Origin of the sequence: Pseudomonas sp. B5(2017), assembly GCF_002112825.1 — a bacterium.
Classification (GTDB): domain Bacteria; phylum Pseudomonadota; class Gammaproteobacteria; order Pseudomonadales; family Pseudomonadaceae; genus Aquipseudomonas; species Aquipseudomonas putida_Z.
In genome coordinates this window covers 233,462-251,316 of sequence record NZ_NEIR01000006.1, presented here as the reverse complement: position 1 = coordinate 251,316, position 17,855 = coordinate 233,462, and the positions used below count along the sequence as shown (strand labels likewise).

The 17,855-nt window shown below is 65.4% G+C and carries 18 protein-coding genes and 1 other RNA gene; 8 read left to right on the top strand and 11 right to left on the bottom strand.

All coding sequences use genetic code 11. The features are described 5' to 3' along the window. Positions 1 to 124: 124 nt before the first annotated feature. From CAG00_RS11580 to CAG00_RS11570, 3 genes are all read left to right on the top strand, one after another. Positions 125 to 430, top strand: coding sequence for a hypothetical protein (locus tag CAG00_RS11580; RefSeq protein WP_003259353.1), 306 nt, complete (start codon positions 125 to 127; stop codon positions 428 to 430). A 154-nt stretch (positions 431 to 584) separates the two neighbouring features. Then, positions 585 to 2,270, top strand: a complete 1,686-nt coding sequence (locus tag CAG00_RS11575; RefSeq protein WP_085664310.1) for a GspE/PulE family protein — start codon at positions 585 to 587, stop codon at positions 2,268 to 2,270. Between the two features lie 89 nt (positions 2,271 to 2,359). Next, a complete protein-coding gene (locus CAG00_RS11570; protein ID WP_003259356.1) occupies positions 2,360 to 2,674 on the top strand; it encodes a DUF2388 domain-containing protein in 315 nt (104 codons plus the stop codon). Positions 2,675 to 2,793: 119 nt separating this feature from the next. Here CAG00_RS11570 and gcvP read toward each other — a convergent pair whose 3' ends face one another. From gcvP to CAG00_RS11520, 10 genes are all read right to left on the bottom strand, one after another. Beyond that, positions 2,794 to 5,667 (bottom strand): aminomethyl-transferring glycine dehydrogenase, encoded by a 2,874-nt coding sequence (gene gcvP / locus CAG00_RS11565; RefSeq protein ID WP_085664309.1) that lies wholly within the window; start codon positions 5,665 to 5,667, stop codon positions 2,794 to 2,796. A 195-nt stretch (positions 5,668 to 5,862) separates the two neighbouring features. After that, a complete protein-coding gene (gene gcvH / locus CAG00_RS11560) occupies positions 5,863 to 6,246 on the bottom strand; it encodes a glycine cleavage system protein GcvH (RefSeq protein WP_085664308.1) in 384 nt (127 codons plus the stop codon). Positions 6,247 to 6,297: 51 nt separating this feature from the next. Next, complete coding sequence (gcvT, locus tag CAG00_RS11555) at positions 6,298 to 7,380, bottom strand: glycine cleavage system aminomethyltransferase GcvT (protein ID WP_085664307.1); 1,083 nt, start codon at positions 7,378 to 7,380, stop codon at positions 6,298 to 6,300. A 125-nt stretch (positions 7,381 to 7,505) separates the two neighbouring features. Then, positions 7,506 to 9,128, bottom strand: coding sequence for an iron ABC transporter permease (locus CAG00_RS11550; protein ID WP_085664306.1), 1,623 nt, complete (start codon positions 9,126 to 9,128; stop codon positions 7,506 to 7,508). 143 nt (positions 9,129 to 9,271) lie between these two features. Further along, a complete protein-coding gene (locus CAG00_RS11545; protein ID WP_085615884.1) occupies positions 9,272 to 10,273 on the bottom strand; it encodes an extracellular solute-binding protein in 1,002 nt (333 codons plus the stop codon). Between the two features lie 202 nt (positions 10,274 to 10,475). Further along, positions 10,476 to 11,693, bottom strand: a complete 1,218-nt coding sequence (locus CAG00_RS11540; RefSeq protein WP_176240876.1) for a 2-octaprenyl-3-methyl-6-methoxy-1,4-benzoquinol hydroxylase — start codon at positions 11,691 to 11,693, stop codon at positions 10,476 to 10,478. A 9-nt stretch (positions 11,694 to 11,702) separates the two neighbouring features. Continuing rightward, the gene (locus CAG00_RS11535; protein ID WP_085615886.1) at positions 11,703 to 12,188 is read right to left on the bottom strand and encodes a DUF4442 domain-containing protein; all 486 of its coding nucleotides are present in this window, start codon (positions 12,186 to 12,188) and stop codon (positions 11,703 to 11,705) included. Beyond that, positions 12,185 to 13,384 carry a 2-octaprenyl-6-methoxyphenyl hydroxylase gene (gene ubiH, locus CAG00_RS11530; RefSeq protein WP_085664304.1) on the bottom strand — a complete coding sequence of 400 codons (1,200 nt, stop codon included), beginning with the start codon at positions 13,382 to 13,384 and terminating at the stop codon, positions 12,185 to 12,187. The genes CAG00_RS11535 and ubiH overlap by 4 nt, the downstream gene beginning before the upstream one ends. Next, positions 13,381 to 14,715 carry a Xaa-Pro aminopeptidase gene (gene pepP / locus CAG00_RS11525; RefSeq protein WP_025341052.1) on the bottom strand — a complete coding sequence of 445 codons (1,335 nt, stop codon included), beginning with the start codon at positions 14,713 to 14,715 and terminating at the stop codon, positions 13,381 to 13,383. Before pepP ends, ubiH begins: the two co-directional genes overlap by 4 nt. A 21-nt stretch (positions 14,716 to 14,736) precedes the next feature. Beyond that, positions 14,737 to 15,291, bottom strand: coding sequence for a YecA family protein (locus CAG00_RS11520; RefSeq protein WP_003259367.1), 555 nt, complete (start codon positions 15,289 to 15,291; stop codon positions 14,737 to 14,739). A gap of 181 nt (positions 15,292 to 15,472) precedes the next feature. Between CAG00_RS11520 and CAG00_RS11515 the strand changes: the two genes are divergently transcribed. The 4 genes from CAG00_RS11515 (at position 15,473) to CAG00_RS11500 (ending at position 16,857) form a co-directional block, all read left to right on the top strand. After that, a complete protein-coding gene (locus CAG00_RS11515) occupies positions 15,473 to 15,655 on the top strand; it encodes a TIGR02449 family protein (RefSeq protein ID WP_029886233.1) in 183 nt (60 codons plus the stop codon). Further along, complete coding sequence (locus tag CAG00_RS11510; protein ID WP_003259368.1) at positions 15,652 to 15,972, top strand: cell division protein ZapA; 321 nt, start codon at positions 15,652 to 15,654, stop codon at positions 15,970 to 15,972. Before CAG00_RS11515 ends, CAG00_RS11510 begins: the two co-directional genes overlap by 4 nt. Positions 15,973 to 15,989: 17 nt before the next feature. Continuing rightward, positions 15,990 to 16,169: non-coding RNA, 6S RNA (ssrS, locus tag CAG00_RS11505), on the top strand. A gap of 79 nt (positions 16,170 to 16,248) precedes the next feature. Continuing rightward, on the top strand, positions 16,249 to 16,857 hold the full coding sequence (locus tag CAG00_RS11500) for a 5-formyltetrahydrofolate cyclo-ligase (RefSeq protein ID WP_003259369.1): 609 nt from the start codon (positions 16,249 to 16,251) through the stop codon (positions 16,855 to 16,857). A gap of 18 nt (positions 16,858 to 16,875) precedes the next feature. Here the strand turns inward: CAG00_RS11500 and CAG00_RS28795 are convergent, their stop codons facing one another. After that, positions 16,876 to 17,028, bottom strand: a complete 153-nt coding sequence (locus CAG00_RS28795) for a hypothetical protein (RefSeq protein WP_013974724.1) — start codon at positions 17,026 to 17,028, stop codon at positions 16,876 to 16,878. A gap of 178 nt (positions 17,029 to 17,206) precedes the next feature. Between CAG00_RS28795 and CAG00_RS11495 the strand changes: the two genes are divergently transcribed. Then, positions 17,207 to 17,656 carry an EVE domain-containing protein gene (locus CAG00_RS11495; protein WP_025341054.1) on the top strand — a complete coding sequence of 150 codons (450 nt, stop codon included), beginning with the start codon at positions 17,207 to 17,209 and terminating at the stop codon, positions 17,654 to 17,656. The last annotated feature ends 199 nt before the right edge of the window (positions 17,657 to 17,855 follow it).

Genomic DNA, 17,855 nt, shown 5'->3' with positions numbered 1-17,855 from the left:
ATAATTCTCCTGAACAGCACTTCATGAATAGAACAATTCGCCAATACAGCGAAATGATCAAATCATAGCGAAAAAATACCGCCGCCAACGTGCAAGAATTTCTCCCACATTTGCGGAGACCAGCATGAACGCACAGCCCCGTACCGACGCCTGGGCCGCCAGCAGCGCCCATAGCACCGTGCACTATCGCCTGCAGGCCGAGGCCGAGCCTGACAGCCTGTGCCGGGTGCTCAACCTGTTTGCCCTGCAGTTCCTGACCCCGCACAGCGTGCAGGTCAGCCAACAGGATGACTGGCTGGATATCGAGGTCGGCATCGGCGGCCTGAGCTGGCACCGGGCCGAGGTGATTGCGCAGAAACTGCGTAACCTGGTGTGTGTGGGTGAAGTGAGCCTGAGCAACCTGCAGCGGGTGGAGCTGGCGGTGGTCTGAGCCATGCTCGGTGCTTGTGCCGGCCTCTTCGCGGGTAAACCCGCGAAGAGGCCAGTACAGGCACTGCAAGATTCCGAAACCTTTCACCCTCGGTAACCCTCCCTCGCCCGGCTAGCCTTGATCAGCACTCCCCTATCAGGCACGGACGCCAACCATGCACACCCCCGACAACCCGGCACTCGACCTCAAGCTCCTGCTCCAGGCCTTGCTCGCCGACCAGCACCTGCACGCCAACGACACCCTCCCGGTACTCGAGCACGCCGCCAATCACCCCACCGCCCACCCGCTGGAACAGATCGCCGCCTGCGCCCTGGAAGACCGCCGACACCCTGGCCAGCCCCTGGACCTGGACCGCCTCTGCCAATGGCTGGCCAACAAGGTCGGCCAGCCCTACCTGCGCATCGACCCGCTGCAACTGGACCTGCCCCAGGTCACCGGCCTGATATCCCCGGCCTTCGCCCAGCGCCACGGCATTCTTATCGTCGCCGCCGATGCCTCCAGCGTCACCGTCGCCAGCGCCCAGCCCTACCAGGACGACTGGCTGGCCGACCTCACCCGCAGCCTGGGCCGGCCGATCCATCGCGTGCTGGCCAACCCGCAGCAGGTCCGCCAGGCAGGGCAGTCGTTCCACCGCCTGGCCCAATCGGTAAAGGGTGCGCAACACCAGCAGTCAGCCAGCCTGGGCGAACTCGAACAGCTGCTGGAGCTGGGCAAGCGCCAGGCCGAGGCCAGTGCGGACGACGCGCACATCGTGCATATCGTCGACTGGCTGCTGCAGTACGCCATCGAGCAACGCGCCAGCGATATCCACCTGGAACCACGCCGCGAGCAGGGCCAGCTGCGCTATCGCATCGACGGCCTGCTGCACAACGTCTATACCTTCCCCGCCGGGGTGACCCTGGCGCTGGTCAGCCGCCTGAAACACCTGGGGCGCATGGACGTCGCCGAAAAGCGCCGGCCGCAGGATGGCCGGCTGCAAAGCCGCCTGCCTGGCGGCGGCGAGGTGGAACTGCGGCTGTCGACCTTGCCGACCCCGTTCGGCGAAAAACTGGTGCTGCGCCTGTTCGACCCGCAACAGCTGCAAGAAGGCTTCGACCGGCTGGGCCTGGATGGGCCACAACTGGACCAGTGGCAAGGCCTGCTGCGCCAGCGCCAGGGCATCATCCTGGTCACCGGCCCCACCGGGTCCGGCAAGACCAGCACGCTGTACGCCAGCCTCAAGCTGCTGGCCACGCCGCAGGTCAACCTGTGCACCATCGAAGACCCGATCGAGCGCCTGGATCCCACCTTCAACCAGTTGCAGGTGCAGCCCGCCCTGGACCTGGGTTTCGCCAACGGTGTGCGGGCCATGCTGCGCCAGGACCCGGACATCATCATGATCGGCGAAATCCGTGACCGCGAGACCGCCCTGGTGGCGGTGCAGGCAGCCCTGACCGGGCACCTGGTGCTGTCGACCCTGCATACCAACGACGCCTGCGGCGCGATCACCCGCCTGCAGGAGCTGGGTGTGGCCGACTACCTGATCAAGGCAACGCTGGTTGGGGTAATGGCCCAGCGGTTGGTGCGCACACTGTGCGCGGATTGCCGGGGTTATACAGCGCTGCGCGAAGGGCAGCCATGCCGTACCTGTCGTGGCACGGGGTTCCATGGCCGCACAGGGTTGTTCGAGCTGCTGATACCCAGCGACAGCCTGCGCGCCCTGATAGGCCCGGGCAGCGATCTGGCCAGTTTGCGGCGCCAGGCCGTGGCCGATGGCTTGCTCGATCTGCGCCGCTGCGGCGAAGCCAAGGTAGCCTGCGGGCAGACCCGCCAAGAGGAAGTGCTACGGGCCTGTTCCTGAGCAAAAATCCTTTGTATTCAAGGAACTTGCACCCCTGTGGCAGGATCAAATCGCGCATCTTCAACCCTCACCCTTCGAGGTGTTTCAACATGCGTTTCAAAACCGCCATCGCTGCCGCTGCCTTGCTTTCGCTGCCTATCGGCTCGGCCATGGCCGATACCTTCTGGCGTAACGTGATGACTACCGGTGCTACCACGGCATCGAGCTACCTGACTTCCGGGGATCACAAGCTGGTGATGGCGGCGCAGGATGACGCCGGCAGCTTCGTGGCCAGCGAAGGCGCGATCCGCGGGCCGTTCCTTGAAGCGGCGATTCGCCAGGCCCGCGCGGAGAACCCGGGGATGCAGGCTTCTGACATGGAACTGGCCAATGCCATCCTGGCCAAGAATGCGGTAGCCGAGTAACCGCGTCGCCTGCTTCGCGGGTGAACCCGCTCCCACAGGTACTGCACAGTATTCAAAACTTGTACAAGCCCTGTGGGAGCGGGTTTACCCGCGAAGAGGCCGGCACAGGCAAACCACAATTAGCGGTAAGCCTCCACCGGCACACAAGCACAGAACAGATTCCTGTCCCCATACACGTTGTCGACCCGGTTCACCGCTGGCCAGTACTTGTGCTGGCGCACATGAGCACTGGGCGCCACCGCCTGTTCCAGGCTGTAGGGCCTGTCCCACACCGCCAGCACATCGGCCAGGGTATGCGGCGCATGCTTGAGCGGGTTGTTCTCCGCCGGCCAGTTGCCCTCCTGCACTTCGCCAATTTCCGCCCGAATCGCCAGCATCGCCTCGACGAAGCGGTCCAGTTCGGCCTTCGACTCACTCTCGGTCGGCTCGACCATCAGCGTGCCCGGCACCGGGAACGACATGGTCGGCGCGTGGAAGCCATAGTCCATCAGGCGCTTGGCCACGTCCTCTTCGCTGATGCCGGTCAGCGCCTTCAGCGGCCGCAGGTCGAGAATGCACTCATGCGCCACCCGCTGGTTGCGCCCGCGGTAGAGTACCGGGAAGGCCCCACCTAGCTGGCTGGCCAGGTAATTGGCCGAGAGGATCGCCACCTCGCTGGCATCGGCCAGCTGCGGGCCCATCATGGCTATGTACATCCAGCTGATCGGCAGGATGCTCGCACTGCCCCAGGGCGCCGCACTGACCGCGCTGTTGTTCGGGTCCAAGCCGGGTACCGGCACCACCGGGTGGCTGGCGACGAACGGCTTGAGGTGCGCGCGAATGCCGATCGGGCCCATGCCCGGCCCGCCACCACCGTGGGGGATGCAGAAGGTCTTGTGCAGGTTCATGTGTGAAACGTCGGCACCGATATCCGCCGGCCGCGCCAGGCCCACCTGGGCATTGAGGTTGGCGCCATCCATGTACACCTGGCCACCGTGCTGGTGGACCACTTCGCAGATTTCGCGAATCCCCTCTTCATACACGCCGTGGGTCGACGGGTAAGTGATCATCAGGCACGACAACCGATCCCCGGCCGAGTGGGCCTTGGCCTTGAGGTCGGCCAGGTCGACGTTGCCATCGTCGTCGCAATCGACGATCACCACCTCCATGCCGGCCATTTGCGCCGACGCCGGGTTGGTGCCGTGGGCCGACGACGGGATCAGGCACAGCGTGCGTTGCGGCTGGTGGCGGCTGCGGTGGTAGCGGGTAATGGCCATCAGGCCGGCGTACTCGCCCTGGGCACCGGAGTTGGGCTGCATGCAGATGGCATCGAAACCGGTAATGGCGCACAGCCAGCTTTCCAGTTCGTCGATCATCGCCTTGTAGCCGGTGGCCTGGGCTGCCGGGGCAAACGGGTGCAGCTGGGCAAAGCCAGGCAAGGTGATGGGGATCATCTCGCTGGTGGCATTGAGCTTCATGGTGCACGAACCCAGCGGGATCATCGACTGGTTCAGCGCCAGGTCCTTGTTCTCGAGCTGCTTGAGGTAGCGCAGCATCTCGGTTTCGCTGTGGTGCAGGTTGAACACCGGGTGGGCGAGGAACGGCGTGCGCCGCACCAGGCTGGCGGGGATGCCTTCGGGCAGGGCCAGCTGGTCGAGTGCGGCTATATCCAGGCCGTGGTCCACCCCCAGGAAGATGTCGAACAGGCGCAGCACCGTCTGCTCCGAGCAGGTCTCGTCCAGGCTCACGCCCAGATGCCCGCGGCCAAGGATGCGCAAGTTGATCTGCGCGGCTTCGGCGCTTTCGATGATGGCCACCTGGGCACCGCCGACGTCCAGGGTAAGGGTGTCGAAGAAGTGCTGGTTTAGGCGCTTGATGCCCTTGGCCTCGAGGCCGGCGGCCAGGATGAAGGTCAGCCGGTGCACGCGCTGGGCAATGCGCTGCAGGCCTTCCGGGCCGTGGTACACCGCGTAGAAGCCGGCAATGTTGGCCAGCAGCACCTGGGCCGTGCAGATGTTGGAGTTGGCCTTCTCGCGGCGGATATGCTGCTCGCGGGTCTGCAGGGCCATGCGCAACGCGGTGTTGCCACGGGCATCGCGCGATACGCCGATGATGCGCCCCGGCATGGCTCGCTTGTAGTCATCGCGGCAGGCGAAATAGGCCGCGTGGGGGCCGCCATAGCCCATCGGTACGCCAAAGCGCTGGGTCGAGCCCAGCACCACATCGGCACCCAGCTCCCCAGGCGGTGCCAGCACCACCAGGCTGAGCAGGTCGGCGGCTACGCAGGCCAGGGCATGCTGGCTGTGCAAATGGTCGATTTGCGGGCGTAGGTCGCGCACCTCGCCGTGGGTATCCGGGTACTGCAGCAAGGCCCCGAAAACCGCGTGTTTGCCAAGGTTATCCACAGAGTCGACGATCAGCTCGAAGCCGAAGCCCTCGGCACGGGTCTTGAGTACCGACAGGGTCTGCGGGTGACAGTGCTCGTCGGCGAAGAAGGCATTGCTCTTGTTGCGCGCCACCCGCTTGGCCAGGGCCATGGCCTCGGCGGCGGCGGTAGCTTCGTCGAGCAGCGAGGCATTGGCCAGGGCCAGCCCGGTGAGGTCGATGACCATCTGCTGGAAGTTCAGCAGCGCCTCCAGCCGGCCTTGGGCAATCTCGGGCTGATAAGGCGTGTAAGCGGTGTACCAGCCCGGGTTTTCCAGCACGTTGCGCAGGATGACCGTGGGGGTGATGGTGCCGTGGTAGCCCATGCCGATCAGGCTGGTCCAGACCTGGTTCTGCCCGGCGTAACCGGCGAGCTTGGCCAGGGCGGCCTGTTCGTCCAGTGCCGGCGGCAGGTCGAGGGGGCGATTGAGGCGGATGTCTGGCGGTACGGTCTGCTCGATCAGTTCACTGCGGCTGGCGACACCCAGCGCGTTGAGCATGGCCTGCTGCTCCGTGGCATCCGGGCCCAGGTGGCGACGCAGGAATGGGTTGAGCTCTTGCAGTTGATGCAGGGATGGCGACTGGGACATGACGACGCTCTCTTCCTGGAACAGCTCTCATGGAGACTTACAAGTCTAGGAAGGGATTGCCGATTCTGCGGGGAAACTTGTTTTGCAGTACCGCCCTCTTCGCGGCTAAAGCCGCTCCCACAGGGACCGCACAGGTATCAGACGCTGTGCAGTCCCTGTGGGAGCGGCTTTAGCCGCGAAGAAGGCAACGCGGTCTTACTCGCCGATGGCGGCCGCGTAACCAGCAGCATCCAGCAGCTTGTCCAGCTCGGCCGGGTTGCTTGGCTTCAGCTTGAAGATCCACGACTCGTAAGGTTCTTCGTTGAGCAGCTCAGGGCTGTCAGCCAGCTCTTCGTTGACCGCGATCACTTCGCCACCGACCGGGGCATAGATGTCCGAGGCGGCCTTGACCGACTCGACCACACCGGCAGCGTCGCCAGCGGCGAATACCTTGCCGACTTCGGCCAGCTCGACGAACACCACGTCACCCAGGGCTTCCTGGGCGTGGTCGCTGATACCCACGGTCACGGTGCCGTCGGCTTCCACGCGAGCCCACTCGTGGCTTTCGGCAAAACGCAGGTCGGCGGGGATATTGCTCATGTCTTGAATTCCTCGATTGGCTCAGCGGTACGCCCGCCGGTTAAAAATTGTTCAGATCAGGATCTTGCCGTGGCGCACGAAGGTCGGTTTGACCACCCGCACCGGGTACCACTTGCCGCGGATTTCCACCTCGGCCCGGTCGCCGGTGGCCATGGGCACGCGTGCAAGGGCAATGGACTTGCTCAGCGTAGGCGAGAAACTACCACTGGTGATCTCCCCTTCGCCAATCCCGGCTACACGCACCACCTGGTGGGCACGCAGCACGCCGCGCTCTTCCAGCACCAGGCCGACCAGTTTTTCCTGCACGCCGTGCTCGATTTCCGCCAGCAGCCCGGCGCGGCCGATGAAATCGCGCTCGGCCGGCTCCCAGGCGATGCTCCAGCCCAGGTTGGAGGTAAGCGGGGTGTGGGTTTCGTCGATGTCCTGGCCGTACAGGTTCATGCCGGCTTCCAGGCGCAGGGTATCGCGGGCACCAAGGCCGCTAGGGGCTATACCGGCACCGACCAGGTCGTTGAAGAAAGCCACGGCCTGCTCGCCCGGGAGGATGATCTCCAGGCCGTCTTCACCGGTATAACCGGTGCGGGCAATGAACCAGTCGCCTTCGGCAACGCCTTCGAACGGGCGCAACTCGCGGATCAGCGCGGCACGCGCGGAGCTGAGCAGGGCCGCAACCTTATCTCGGGCATGCGGGCCCTGGATGGCAAGGATGGCAAGGTCTGGGCGGACCTTGAAGTCCACGGCAAAACCGTCACGCTGCAGCTGCAGCCAGTCGAGCACCTTGGCGCGAGTGGCGGCGTTGGTGACCAGACGATAGCCATCTTCCGTGCGGTAGACGATCAGGTCATCGATCACCCCGCCCTGCGCCTGCAGCAGCGGGCTGTAAAGCGCCTTGCCGGTGTCGTCGAGGCGGGCCACGTCGTTGGCCAGCAGACGCTGCAACCAGGCAGTGGCGTCGCTACCATCGACATCGATCACGGTCATGTGAGAAACATCGAACACCCCGCAATCGCTGCGCACCTGATGGTGCTCCTCGACCTGCGAGCCATAGTGCAGGGGCATGTCCCAGCCACCGAAATCGACCGTCTTGGCGCCAAGCGCCAGGTGCAGGTCATACAAAAGCGTGCGCTGTCCCATGGGTTTCTCCTTCCGGGCGTGGCGAAGCGGCGGCGGTCGATGACGTCGGGTCGTCAGCTCTTCTTGTGTAGGACCCGCCGCGCGAATGCCGCGCATTGTAGCCGCAAGGGCGCGGGCTGGCACCCTCAGTGACTGTGACCGGGTCGACGTGCCGAACGGCGGATCAGGCCGATGACCGGCAGCAGGCCCACCAGCACCAGCGTCAGTGCCGGCAAAGATGCACGCGCCCACTCACCCTCGCTGGTCATCTCGAACACCCTTACCGCCAAGGTGTCCCAGCCGAACGGGCGCATCAGCAAGGTGGCCGGCATTTCCTTGAGCACGTCGACGAACACCAGCAGGGCGGCGCTGAGCGCGCCAGGCACCAGCAGCGGCAGATACACCTTGAAAAACAATCCCACGCCACCGACGCCCAGGCTGCGGGATGCCTCGGGCAGTGACGGGCGGATCCGCTCCAGGCTGCTCTCCAGCGGCCCGTAGGCCACCGCGATGAAGCGCACCAGGTAGGCCAGCAGCAATGCGGCCAGGCTGCCCAGCAGCAGCGGCTTGCCGGCACCGCCCAGCCAGCTGGACAGCGGGATGACCAGGTGGTTGTCGAGGTAACTGAAGGCCAGCATGATCGACACCGCCAGCACCGAGCCGGGCAAGGCATAGCCCAGGTTGGCCAGGCCTACCCCGGCGCGGATACCGCCCGTCGGCGCCTGGCGCCGGGCAAAGGCCAGCAGCAACGCCACGCACACCGTGACCAGCGCCGCCATGCCGCCCAGGTACAGGGTGTGCAGCACCAGGCCGACATAGCGCTCGTCCAGGTCATGCCGCCCGCGCTGCCAGAACCACGCCAGCAGTTGCAGCAGCGGGATGACGAATGCGCAGGCGAACACCAGCAGGCACCAGCCACTGGCCAGCAATGCCTTGAACCCGCGCAGGTGATACAGCGCCTGCCCGCGCGGCCGCTCGTTGCCGCTGCGGCTGGCCCCCCTGGCACGGCGCTCGCCATACAGCACCAGCATCACCGCCAGCAGCAACAGGCTGGCCAGCTGGGCCGCGCTGGACAGGCTGAAGAAGCCGTACCAGGTCTTGTAGATGGCCGTGGTGAAGGTGTCGAAGTTGAACACCGCCACCGCGCCGAAGTCGGCCAGGGTTTCCATCAGGGCCAGGGCAATACCGGCGCCGATCGCGGGCCGTGCCATAGGCAGGGCCACACGCCAGAACGCTTGCAGCGGGGACAACCCCAGCACCCGCGCCGCTTCCATCAGGCCCTTGCCCTGGGCCAGGAATGCGCTGCGCGCCAGCAGGTAGACATAGGGGTAGAACACCAGCACCAGGACGACGATCACCCCGCCGGTAGAGCGTACCCGCGGCAGGCGCATCGGCCCGAACACCTCGCGCAGGGCGCTCTGCACCGGGCCGGCGAAGTCCAGCAGGCCGACGAAGACGAACGCCAGCACATAGGCCGGGATGGCGAACGGTAGCATCAGCGCCCAGTCCAGCCAGCGCCGGCCAGGGAACTCGCAGAGGCTGGTCAGCCAGGCCAGGCTGACGCCCAGCACGGTGACGCCGATGCCCACACCCACCACCAGCGTCAGAGTATTGCCCAGCAGGCGAGTCATCTGGGTGTCGAGCAGGTGCGACCAGATCTGCAGGTCGATCGACTGCCAGGACAACAGCAGGACGCTCAGGGGCAGGAGCACCAGGGCGGCGACCAGGGTGACCGGGAGGTACCAGCGGCGTTGGGGGGTGTGGGGCAAGTTGAATGTCTCTGTGGCTGATTTGCGACCGCTATGCGGTCGTTCGCGGGCACGCCCGCTCCCACAGGGATCGAGTAATCCTGTGGGAGCGGGCATGCCCGCGAAGAGGCCCTGAAAGGCCCCGGAAGGATAAAGCCTGGCGCTTAGTTCCAGCCAGCCCGATCCATCAAGCGAATCGCTTCAGCCTGGCGCTTGCCGGCGATTTCCACCGGAATGCTGTCAGCCTTGAAGCTGCCCCACGCTGCCACTTCTTCCGATGGTTTGACCTTCGGGTTGGCCGGGAACTCCTGGTTGATGTCGGCGAACAGCTTCTGCGCCTCTTCACCGGTCATCCATTCCACCAGCTTCTTCGCCGCCTCCGGGTGTGGCGCATGCTTGGTCAGGCCGATGCCCGACAGGTTCACGTGCACGCCACGGTCACCCTGGTTGGGCCAGAAGATCTTCACCGGCAGTTTCGGGTTCTGATTGTGCAGGCGGCCGTAGTAGTAGGTGTTGACCACGCCCACGTCGCACTGGCCGGCCTCGATGGCCTGGATCACTGCGTTGTCGTCGGAGAACACGTCGGTGGACAGGTTGTTGACCCAGCCTTTGACGATCTGCTCGGTCTTCGCCTCGCCGTGGGTTTCGATCAGGGTGGCGGTCAGCGACTGGTTGTACACCTTCTTCGCCGTGCGCAGGCACAGGCGGCCTTCCCACTGCTTGTCGGCCAGGGCTTCGTAGGTGCTCAGCTCCTGCGGCTTGACCCGCTCGGTGGAGTAGATGATGGTGCGGGCGCGCAGGCTCAGGCCGGTCCAGTCGTGGGACGAGGCGCGGTACTGCGACGGGATGTTCTGGTCGATGATGTCGGACTTGATCGGCTGCAGGATGCCCATCTGCTCAGCCTGCCACAGGTTGCCGGCATCGACGGTCAGCAGCAGGTCGGCCACGCCGTTTTCGCCCTCGGCCTTGATGCGCTGCATCAGCGGGGCTTCCTTGTCGGTGATGAACTTGATCTTGACCCCGGTCTTGGCGGTATAGGCATCGAACACCGGCTTGATCAGCTCGTCGATGCGCGAGGAGTACACCACCACTTCGTCCGCTGCGTGGGCGGTGCCGCCAAACAGGGTCAGGGCCAGGGCGGCCAGTAGGGGCTTGCGTGGCAACATGGAAAGCACTCCTCGGATCGTATGAGAGGCGCAAATGGTAGTGAATCCCATTTTCCGACTCATCTACATAGGCGTTACCGGATGTTGCAGAGGGGGCTGCTGTGCAGCCCATCGCGACACAAGGCCGCTCCTACAAGAGATTGCGTCCCCCTGTAGGAGCGGCCTTGTGTCGCGAAAGGGCCGCAAAGCGGCCACGACAATCTCAAGCCTTGGCCAGATCCGGCAGATCACCGCTCAAACCCAGCGCCTGCCGCACGAATAGCGCCTTGGCCTCCGGCATCTGCTCCACCAGCTTCAACCCGCTGTTACGCAACCAGCGCAACGGCAACGGGTTGGCCTGGAACAACCGCTCGAACCCTTCCATCGCCGCCATCAGCGCCAGGTTGTGCGGCATGCGCCGTCGCTCGTAACGGCTCAGTACCTTCACATCCGCCAGCCGCTCGCCACGCTCGCAGGCGTTGACCAGCACCTCGGCCAGCACCGCAGCATCGAGGAAGCCTAGGTTCACGCCCTGCCCGGCCAGCGGGTGAATGGTGTGCGCGGCATCGCCGATCAATGCCAGGCCTTCATCCACATAGCGCTTGGCGTGGCGCTGGCGCAGCGGCACGCACAGCCGCGGGTCGGCCTGCAGCACATCACCCAGGCGCCCCTCGAAAGCCCGCTCCAGGGCTTTCAGGAAGGCCGCTTCATCCAGCGCCATCAACTGCTCGGCATGCTCGGGGGTGGTCGACCACACGATCGAGCACCAGTCCTGCTGGCCATCGCGGGTCAGCGGCAGGAACGCCAGTGGCCCTTCATCGGTGAAGCGCTGCCAGGCCGTGGCTTGGTGCCCGGCGCTGCAACGCACGCTGGTGACGATGGCATGGTGCAGGTAATCCCACTCGCGGGTTTCGCAGCCGGCCAGGCGCCGCACTGCAGAGTTGGCACCGTCGGCCGCAATCACCAGCGGCGCACGCAGCTGGCGGCCATCGGCGAGGGTCAGCAGCCACTCGTCGCCGGAGCGGCGCAGCTGTTCGAGCCGCGCGTTGGGCAGCAGGCCGATGTCGCTGTCATGCAGGCGCTCCAGCAGGCCATCCTGCACCACCCGGTTCTCGACGATGTGGCCGAGCACCTGGGCATGCACGCTGGCAGCCGAGAAGTGAATCTGCCCGGTGCCGCTGCCATCCCACACATGCATGTCCGAGTATGGAGTGGCACGCCGCTGGGCAATGCCATCCCAGGCGCCAAGGCGCTCGAGGATGCGCTGGCTGGCTGCCGACAGCGCGCTGACACGCGGCTCGAACGGGGCCTGGGCATCGAACGGCTTGACCGTCAGCGGGCCGCCGTCGAGCAAGAGGATTTGCAAGCCACTGTGGCGCAACGCCAGGGCCAGGGCGCTGCCGACCATACCGGCACCGACAATCAACAGATCTGCGCGCATTTCCATGCCTTACGCCAGCCTCGCTTGCGGCTTGAGCCGCACATATAGGGTTTTATCGACCCGCGCCACCAGCTCGCCGGCGCCGTCGCGGATATCGACCTGCAAACGCGGCAGGCACTTCTTGCCGGTGGCGGTCTGCTGGCGGATTTCGTCCAGCAGCGCGTCATCGACGTGGAGTTCGGCATACACCGGGCCTTTGCCCGGCGAAATGAAATCGATGCTGGCAGCCTTGTCCCAGACGATGTAGTCACGCCCCAGCTGCTCGATCAACAGCAGCATGTAGAACGGGTCGACCATGCCGTACAGGCTGCCGCCGCACTGGGTGCCGACGTAGTTGCGGTTCCAGCGGGTCAGCTTCATCGCCACCTTGACGCTGCGCAGGTCCGGGCTGATGTGCTGCACGCGGATACCAGCACCGAGGTGCGGCGGGAACAGGTTCAGCCGCCAGCGCAACAGGCACGCCCGGCGCGCCAGCCTGCGCGCGTCGTCACTCATGCCTGACCTCGCGGATCGGGGCGGGTGCCCAGGCCCATGGCCTGGCGGGCGAACCAGCTTTTGGCCGGTGGCAGCAGGTCGAGCCCGAGCAGGCCAAGGTTGCGCCCGGCAGCCAGCAATGGCTGGCTGCTGCCGAACAGGCGGGTGACCTGGTCGGAAAAACCGATGGTCATGGCCTGGTCCAGGCGCTGGCGCTGGTGGTAGGCCTGCAACGTGGTCAGATCGCCAGGCTGCTGCGGCCCGGCCAGCAGCGCCTCGGCCAGCGCCTGCACGTCACGCAGCGACAGGTTGAAGCCCTGGCCGGCAATGGGGTGCAGGCTGTGCGCGGCGTTGCCCAGCACCACCAGATGCGGCCGCACCTGCTCCTGGGCCTCGATCAGCGACAGTGGGTAGAGGTGCCGCGCGCCGACCTGGCGCAAGGCGCCCAGGCGATAGCCGAACACGCCCTGCAGCTCGCGCAGGAAACTGCGCTCGTCGATGTCGGCCAGGCGTCGCGCGTCCATGCCCTGGCGGGTCCAGACCAGCGCGCAGCGGTTATCCGGCAGCGGTAGCAGGGCCATGGGGCCTTCTTCGGTGAAGCGCTCGAAGGCCTGGCCGCCGTGGGCCTCGCCCGGGGTGATATTGGCGATCAACGCGCTCTGTTGGTAGGGCGTGTGGCGCACATGGATGCCCAGCTGTTCGCGCAGGCCGGAGCGGCCACCGTCGGCCAGTACCGCCAGGTCGCACTCCAGCTGGGTGTCGTCGTTCAACAGCAGGCGGTAGCCACCGTCGATGGCCTGCATCGCGGTCACCTCCGCCGGGCAGCGCCAGCTCACCACCTCGCTGTCCAGCCCTTGCCACAGGCACTGGCCCAGCCAGGCGTTTTCCACCACGTAGCCAAGCGCCGGCACGCCCTCTTCCAGGGCATCCAGGCGGGTGGCGCCGAAGCGGCCGCGGTCGGATACGTGAATCTGCCGGATCGGCTCGGCGCGATGGCCGATGGCCTGCCACAGGCCCAGCTGCTGGTAGATCTGCTGGGTACCGAACGACAGTGCCGACGAACGCGCGTCGTAGCTGGGCTGGAAGCTGTCACCGGGGGCGAACGGCTCGATCAGCAGGATCTTCCAGCCTCGCGCCTTGGCCCCCGCCTGCAGGGCCAGGGCCAGGCTCGCGCCCACCAGGCCGCCACCGATGATCGCCAGGTTTACCCGATTCATGCCGCGTCCTTGCGGGCGGCCTGCATCAGCGCCTCGATCTCGGCGACCGTGCGCGGCACGCCCGAAGTCAGGATTTCACAACCTTGCCTGGTCACTACCACGTCGTCCTCGATCCTTACACCAATGCCGCGCCATTTCTTGGCCACGGCCTGATTGTCGGCGCCTATGTAGATGCCCGGCTCGACGGTCAGCGCCATGCCGGGTTCTAGCACCCGCCACTCACCGCCCACCTTGTACTCGCCCACATCGTGCACATCCATGCCCAGCCAGTGCCCGGCGCGGTGCATGTAGAAGGCACGATAGGCCTCGCTGTCGATCAGCGCCTGCACCTCGCCCGTCAGCAGGCCCAGTTCCACCAGGCCCTCGGTGATGACCCGCACGGTCGCCTCATGGGCGTGGTTCCAGTGCTTGCCGGGGGCGATCTCGGCAAACGCCGCTGCCTGGGCCTTGAGCACCAGCTCGTAGATGGCCTTCTGCTCCGGCGAAAAGCGCCCGCTGACCGGGAAGGTACGGGTGATGTCGCTGGCGTAGCAGTCGATCTCGCAGCCGGCGTCGATCAGCACCAGGTCGCCATCTTTGAGCGGGGCGTCGTTCTGCTGATAGTGCAGGATGCAGCCATTGCGCCCGGCCGCAACGATAGAGCCGTAGGCCGGCATCTTCGCCCCGCCCTTGCGGAACTCGTAGTCCAGCTCGGCTTCCAGGCTGTATTCGTGCAACCCGGCCCGGCAGGCCTGCATGGCCCGCACGTGGGCCCGCGCCGAGATGTCTGCGGCAGCGCGCATCACCTTCACTTCCGCTGCCGATTTATACAGGCGCATGTCGTGCAGCAGATGATCCAGCGCAACGAACTCGTTCGGCGGCTGGGCGCCCAAGCGCGCCTTGGAGCGGATCACGTTGATCCAGTCCATCAGCCGGCGGTCGAACTCGGGGTTGCTGCCCATGGCGCTGTACACCCGCTCACGGCCTTCGATCAGGCCCGGCAGGATCTCGTCGATGTCGGTGATGGGGAAGGCATCGTCTGCGCCAAAATCGCGCACCGCACCTTCCTGGCCGGCCCGCAGACCATCCCACAGCTCGCGCTCGGGGTTACGTTCACGACAGAACAGCACGTATTCGCCATGCTCGCGCCCCGGGATCAGCGCAATCACCGCTTCCGGCTCGGGGAAACCGCTGAGGTACTGGAAGTCGCTGTCCTGGCGGTAAACGTGCTCGACGTCGCGGTTGCGGATGGCAACCGCGGCGGCGGGCAGGATGGCGATGCTGTTGGGGACCATCTGCGCCATCAGCGCCTTGCGCCGACGGGCATACTCGGCCTTGGGAATGTGGCTCATGGGCAGACTACCCCCGGTTGATCAGTGCAGCGATGGCTTGGGTGCAGGGGCGGCCGGCTTGGCCAGCTCGGAGAACAGCAGCAGTGGCGCCACGCGCAGGTATTCCATGACTTCCATGTAATCGCTCTCGCCGTCCTCGGACTCCTCGAGGGCTTCCTGGACCTGGGAAATGGCCACCAGGTCCTGCAGCACTTCCTTGGCCTCGTCGGACAGGTCCTTGCCACCGGCATTCAGGCCGAAACCGGTAATGAAGCCTTGGCACCACTGGCCCAGCGCGGTGGCGCGGTCGCTCAGGGCGGCGTCGTCGGAAGGTAGCAGCAGGACGATGGCCATGTCGTCGCTGGTCAGCTCGCCCTTGACCATTTCCTGCAGGCCGACCAGGGCGTTGCGCACGGTGTCACCGGGCTCGGTTTCCAGCAGCTGGGCGGCATCGGCCAGCCAGCCGTCGGCGTCGAAGCCGGCACCGGCGCAGCTGCGGCCGATCAGCAGGCCGTGCAGTTCGGCCGGGGTGACAGGATGACCATTGCTGGACAGCAGCATGGCGAAGGCGATGTAGGGCGATTGGGTATTGGGCATGGGCAGCTAGGCGCCAGACGGCGCAATGACTAGAATGGAGACCTTGTATCCTAGCACCGGCAGGCGCGCCAAGACCATCGGCACTGGCCGTCGCCGCTCAGGGAGAGGCATCATCGCCAGGTGACTCAACGACGGAGCGAATCGAGTGCAACCCACGCAAGAGAACGACCTGCAGGCACTGATGAGCCGATTCGAGTTGCTGATCGAACGTGTCGAGCAACTAAAACGGCAAAATGCACTCCTAGTAGCTCAGGAAAAATCCTGGCGCGAAGAGCGCGCCCACCTCATCGAAAAGAACGAGATCGCCAAGCGCAAGGTCGAGTCGATGATTTTACGCCTCAAGGCTCTGGAGCAAGACTCATGAGTTCAAGCAATAGCGTCACCGTGCAGATCCTCGACAAGGAATATTCGATCATCTGCCCGCCGGAAGAGCGCAACAACCTGGTCAGCGCCGCGCGCTACCTGGACGGCAAGATGCGCGAGATCCGCAGCAGCGGCAAGGTGATCGGCGCCGACCGCATCGCGGTCATGGCAGCGTTGAACATCACCCACGAAATGCTGCACCGCCAGGAAGACCGCAACGATGCCCCGGCAGGCGGCACCACCCGCGAACAGGTGCGCGACCTGCTGGAACGGGTCGACCAGGCACTGTCCGACGACGCGGATACCAAAATCGGCTGAGATTGGTATACTGGCGCCACTCCCTGGGGGATGCGCCAGTCGGTTATGTCCCTGAGCCGATACGCACAACCACGGGGGTTGCACGCTGGGGCCGGTGTGCATGTCCGCCCGACGGAAAGCCTTAACGCCCCCTGCAATCTCCACCTTGAACTTTCGGGTTCAAGGGCTACACCGATAGCGGTCTTATCGGGGAGCCTGAATTCTCTTGCCCGCCCCTTCCGGCGGGCAATTCGTTTTGGCCGACCACGTCGGCCAGCACCTGGGATCGCCCGTGCCATGACCGACACCGCGCAGCTCACCCGCCCCCAGCTCCGTCGCCTGCTCCGCAATGCCCGCCGCGCCCTTACCCCTGCCCAGCAACGCCAGGCCGCCCTTGGCCTGTACCGCCAGCTGGCGCAGCACCCGCTGTTCCGCCGCGCCCGGCACATTGCCCTGTACCTGCCCAACGACGGCGAAATCGACCCTTACCTGCTGCTGCGCGAAGCCCAGCGCCGCGGCAAGCGCACCTACCTGCCGGTGCTGCACGCCTGGCCGCGCACGCGCATGGTGTTCCAGCGCTTCGAGCAGGGCGAGAAGCTCAAGCCCAACCGCTTTCGCATTCCCGAGCCGGTCACCGAGCGCAAGCGCCAGCGCCCGATCTGGTCGCTGGACCTGATCCTGCTACCGTTGGTCGGTTTCGACGAAGTGGGCGGTCGCCTGGGAATGGGCGGTGGCTTCTATGATCGCAGCCTGGCCTACCAGGCACGTCGCCAGACCTGGAAAAAGCCTTTGCTGTTGGGGCTGGCACATGAATGCCAGAAGGTCGAGCGGCTGGCTCAGGCCAGTTGGGATGTACCGCTGCAGGGGACGGTCTCGGACCGTGGCTGGTACCTGGCGCCGCGTTGAGCGGCGCCGGCGGGGGCATCAACGTTGCGGCTGGCTGGCGTCGACCGGCATCTGATAGGCGTTGTCCAGCTTGCGCTCCCAGATCCCTTGCGCATAACCGGTCGTGACCACACCCAGGCCGAAAATGAACACCAGAATCCACAGCAGATCCGGCTTGTTACGTTGATTCATCGAAGATTGCCCCCCAGGCAAACTGTTCAGGCTCGGCAATTTTCTGGGTATCGCCGGAGCATCGCGCTTTAAACGGGGCGCATTTTCCGACAACCTGCGTCTGCACGCAAACCTTGACGCCAACCGACTGTCGGTTTCATGCAACAGGTTATTTCAAACCTTTTCAGGAGCAGCACCCATGGCCTACTGGCTGATGAAATCCGAGCCCGACGAGCTCTCCATCGAAGCCCTCGGCCGCCTCGGCGAAGCGCGCTGGGACGGCGTGCGCAACTACCAGGCGCGCAATTTCCTGCGGGCCATGAGCGTTGGCGACGAGTTCTTCTTCTACCACTCCAGCTGCCCGCAGCCGGGCATCGCCGGCATTGCCAGGATCACCCGCGCTGCCTACCCCGACCCGACCGCGCTGGACCCGCAAAGCCACTACTACGATGCCAAGGCCACGGCCGACAAAAACCCGTGGAGCGCGGTGGATGTGGCCCATGTGCAAACCCTGCCACGGGTGCTGGAGCTGGGCTGGCTGAAACAGCAGGCAGGCCTGGCCGAACTGCCGCTGGTGCAGAAGGGCAGCCGCCTGTCGGTGATGCCGGTGACGCCAGAGCAATGGGCGGTGATTGTCGCTTTGCGTTGAAACTGCGGCTAAGGTCATAAACCAAAGGGGCCGCCCTGCGGCCCATCGCCGGCAAGCCAGCTCCCACCCCGACTGCATTGACCTCAAGCCATGCGCTGCCCCTGTGGGAGCTGGCTTGCCGGCGATGGGCTGCGAAGCAGCCCCTGTCATGGGCTTGACCGATATCAACACGCTACGCATGGCCGCAGGCCATGATGCA

Excerpts from the sequence above, each read along its gene's own strand:
- gcvP (WP_085664309.1), bottom strand. The coding sequence starts at position 5,667 with ATGTCCCAGTCGCCATCCCTGCATCAACTGCAAGAGCTCAACCCATTC.
- CAG00_RS28795 (WP_013974724.1), bottom strand. The coding sequence starts at position 17,028 with ATGAATCAACGTAACAAGCCGGATCTGCTGTGGATTCTGGTGTTCATT.
- pepP (WP_025341052.1), bottom strand. The coding sequence starts at position 14,715 with ATGAGCCACATTCCCAAGGCCGAGTATGCCCGTCGGCGCAAGGCGCTG.
- CAG00_RS11545 (WP_085615884.1), bottom strand. The coding sequence starts at position 10,273 with ATGTTGCCACGCAAGCCCCTACTGGCCGCCCTGGCCCTGACCCTGTTT.
- gcvT (WP_085664307.1), bottom strand. The coding sequence starts at position 7,380 with ATGGGACAGCGCACGCTTTTGTATGACCTGCACCTGGCGCTTGGCGCC.
- CAG00_RS11540 (WP_176240876.1), bottom strand. The coding sequence starts at position 11,693 with ATGCGCGCAGATCTGTTGATTGTCGGTGCCGGTATGGTCGGCAGCGCC.
- CAG00_RS11580 (WP_003259353.1), top strand. The coding sequence starts at position 125 with ATGAACGCACAGCCCCGTACCGACGCCTGGGCCGCCAGCAGCGCCCAT.
- CAG00_RS11520 (WP_003259367.1), bottom strand. The coding sequence starts at position 15,291 with ATGCCCAATACCCAATCGCCCTACATCGCCTTCGCCATGCTGCTGTCC.
- gcvH (WP_085664308.1), bottom strand. The coding sequence starts at position 6,246 with ATGAGCAATATCCCCGCCGACCTGCGTTTTGCCGAAAGCCACGAGTGG.
- ubiH (WP_085664304.1), bottom strand. The coding sequence starts at position 13,384 with ATGAATCGGGTAAACCTGGCGATCATCGGTGGCGGCCTGGTGGGCGCG.
- CAG00_RS11515 (WP_029886233.1), top strand. The coding sequence starts at position 15,473 with ATGAGCCGATTCGAGTTGCTGATCGAACGTGTCGAGCAACTAAAACGG.
- CAG00_RS11570 (WP_003259356.1), top strand. The coding sequence starts at position 2,360 with ATGCGTTTCAAAACCGCCATCGCTGCCGCTGCCTTGCTTTCGCTGCCT.
- CAG00_RS11510 (WP_003259368.1), top strand. The coding sequence starts at position 15,652 with ATGAGTTCAAGCAATAGCGTCACCGTGCAGATCCTCGACAAGGAATAT.
- CAG00_RS11500 (WP_003259369.1), top strand. The coding sequence starts at position 16,249 with ATGACCGACACCGCGCAGCTCACCCGCCCCCAGCTCCGTCGCCTGCTC.
- CAG00_RS11495 (WP_025341054.1), top strand. The coding sequence starts at position 17,207 with ATGGCCTACTGGCTGATGAAATCCGAGCCCGACGAGCTCTCCATCGAA.
- CAG00_RS11575 (WP_085664310.1), top strand. The coding sequence starts at position 585 with ATGCACACCCCCGACAACCCGGCACTCGACCTCAAGCTCCTGCTCCAG.
- CAG00_RS11535 (WP_085615886.1), bottom strand. The coding sequence starts at position 12,188 with ATGAGTGACGACGCGCGCAGGCTGGCGCGCCGGGCGTGCCTGTTGCGC.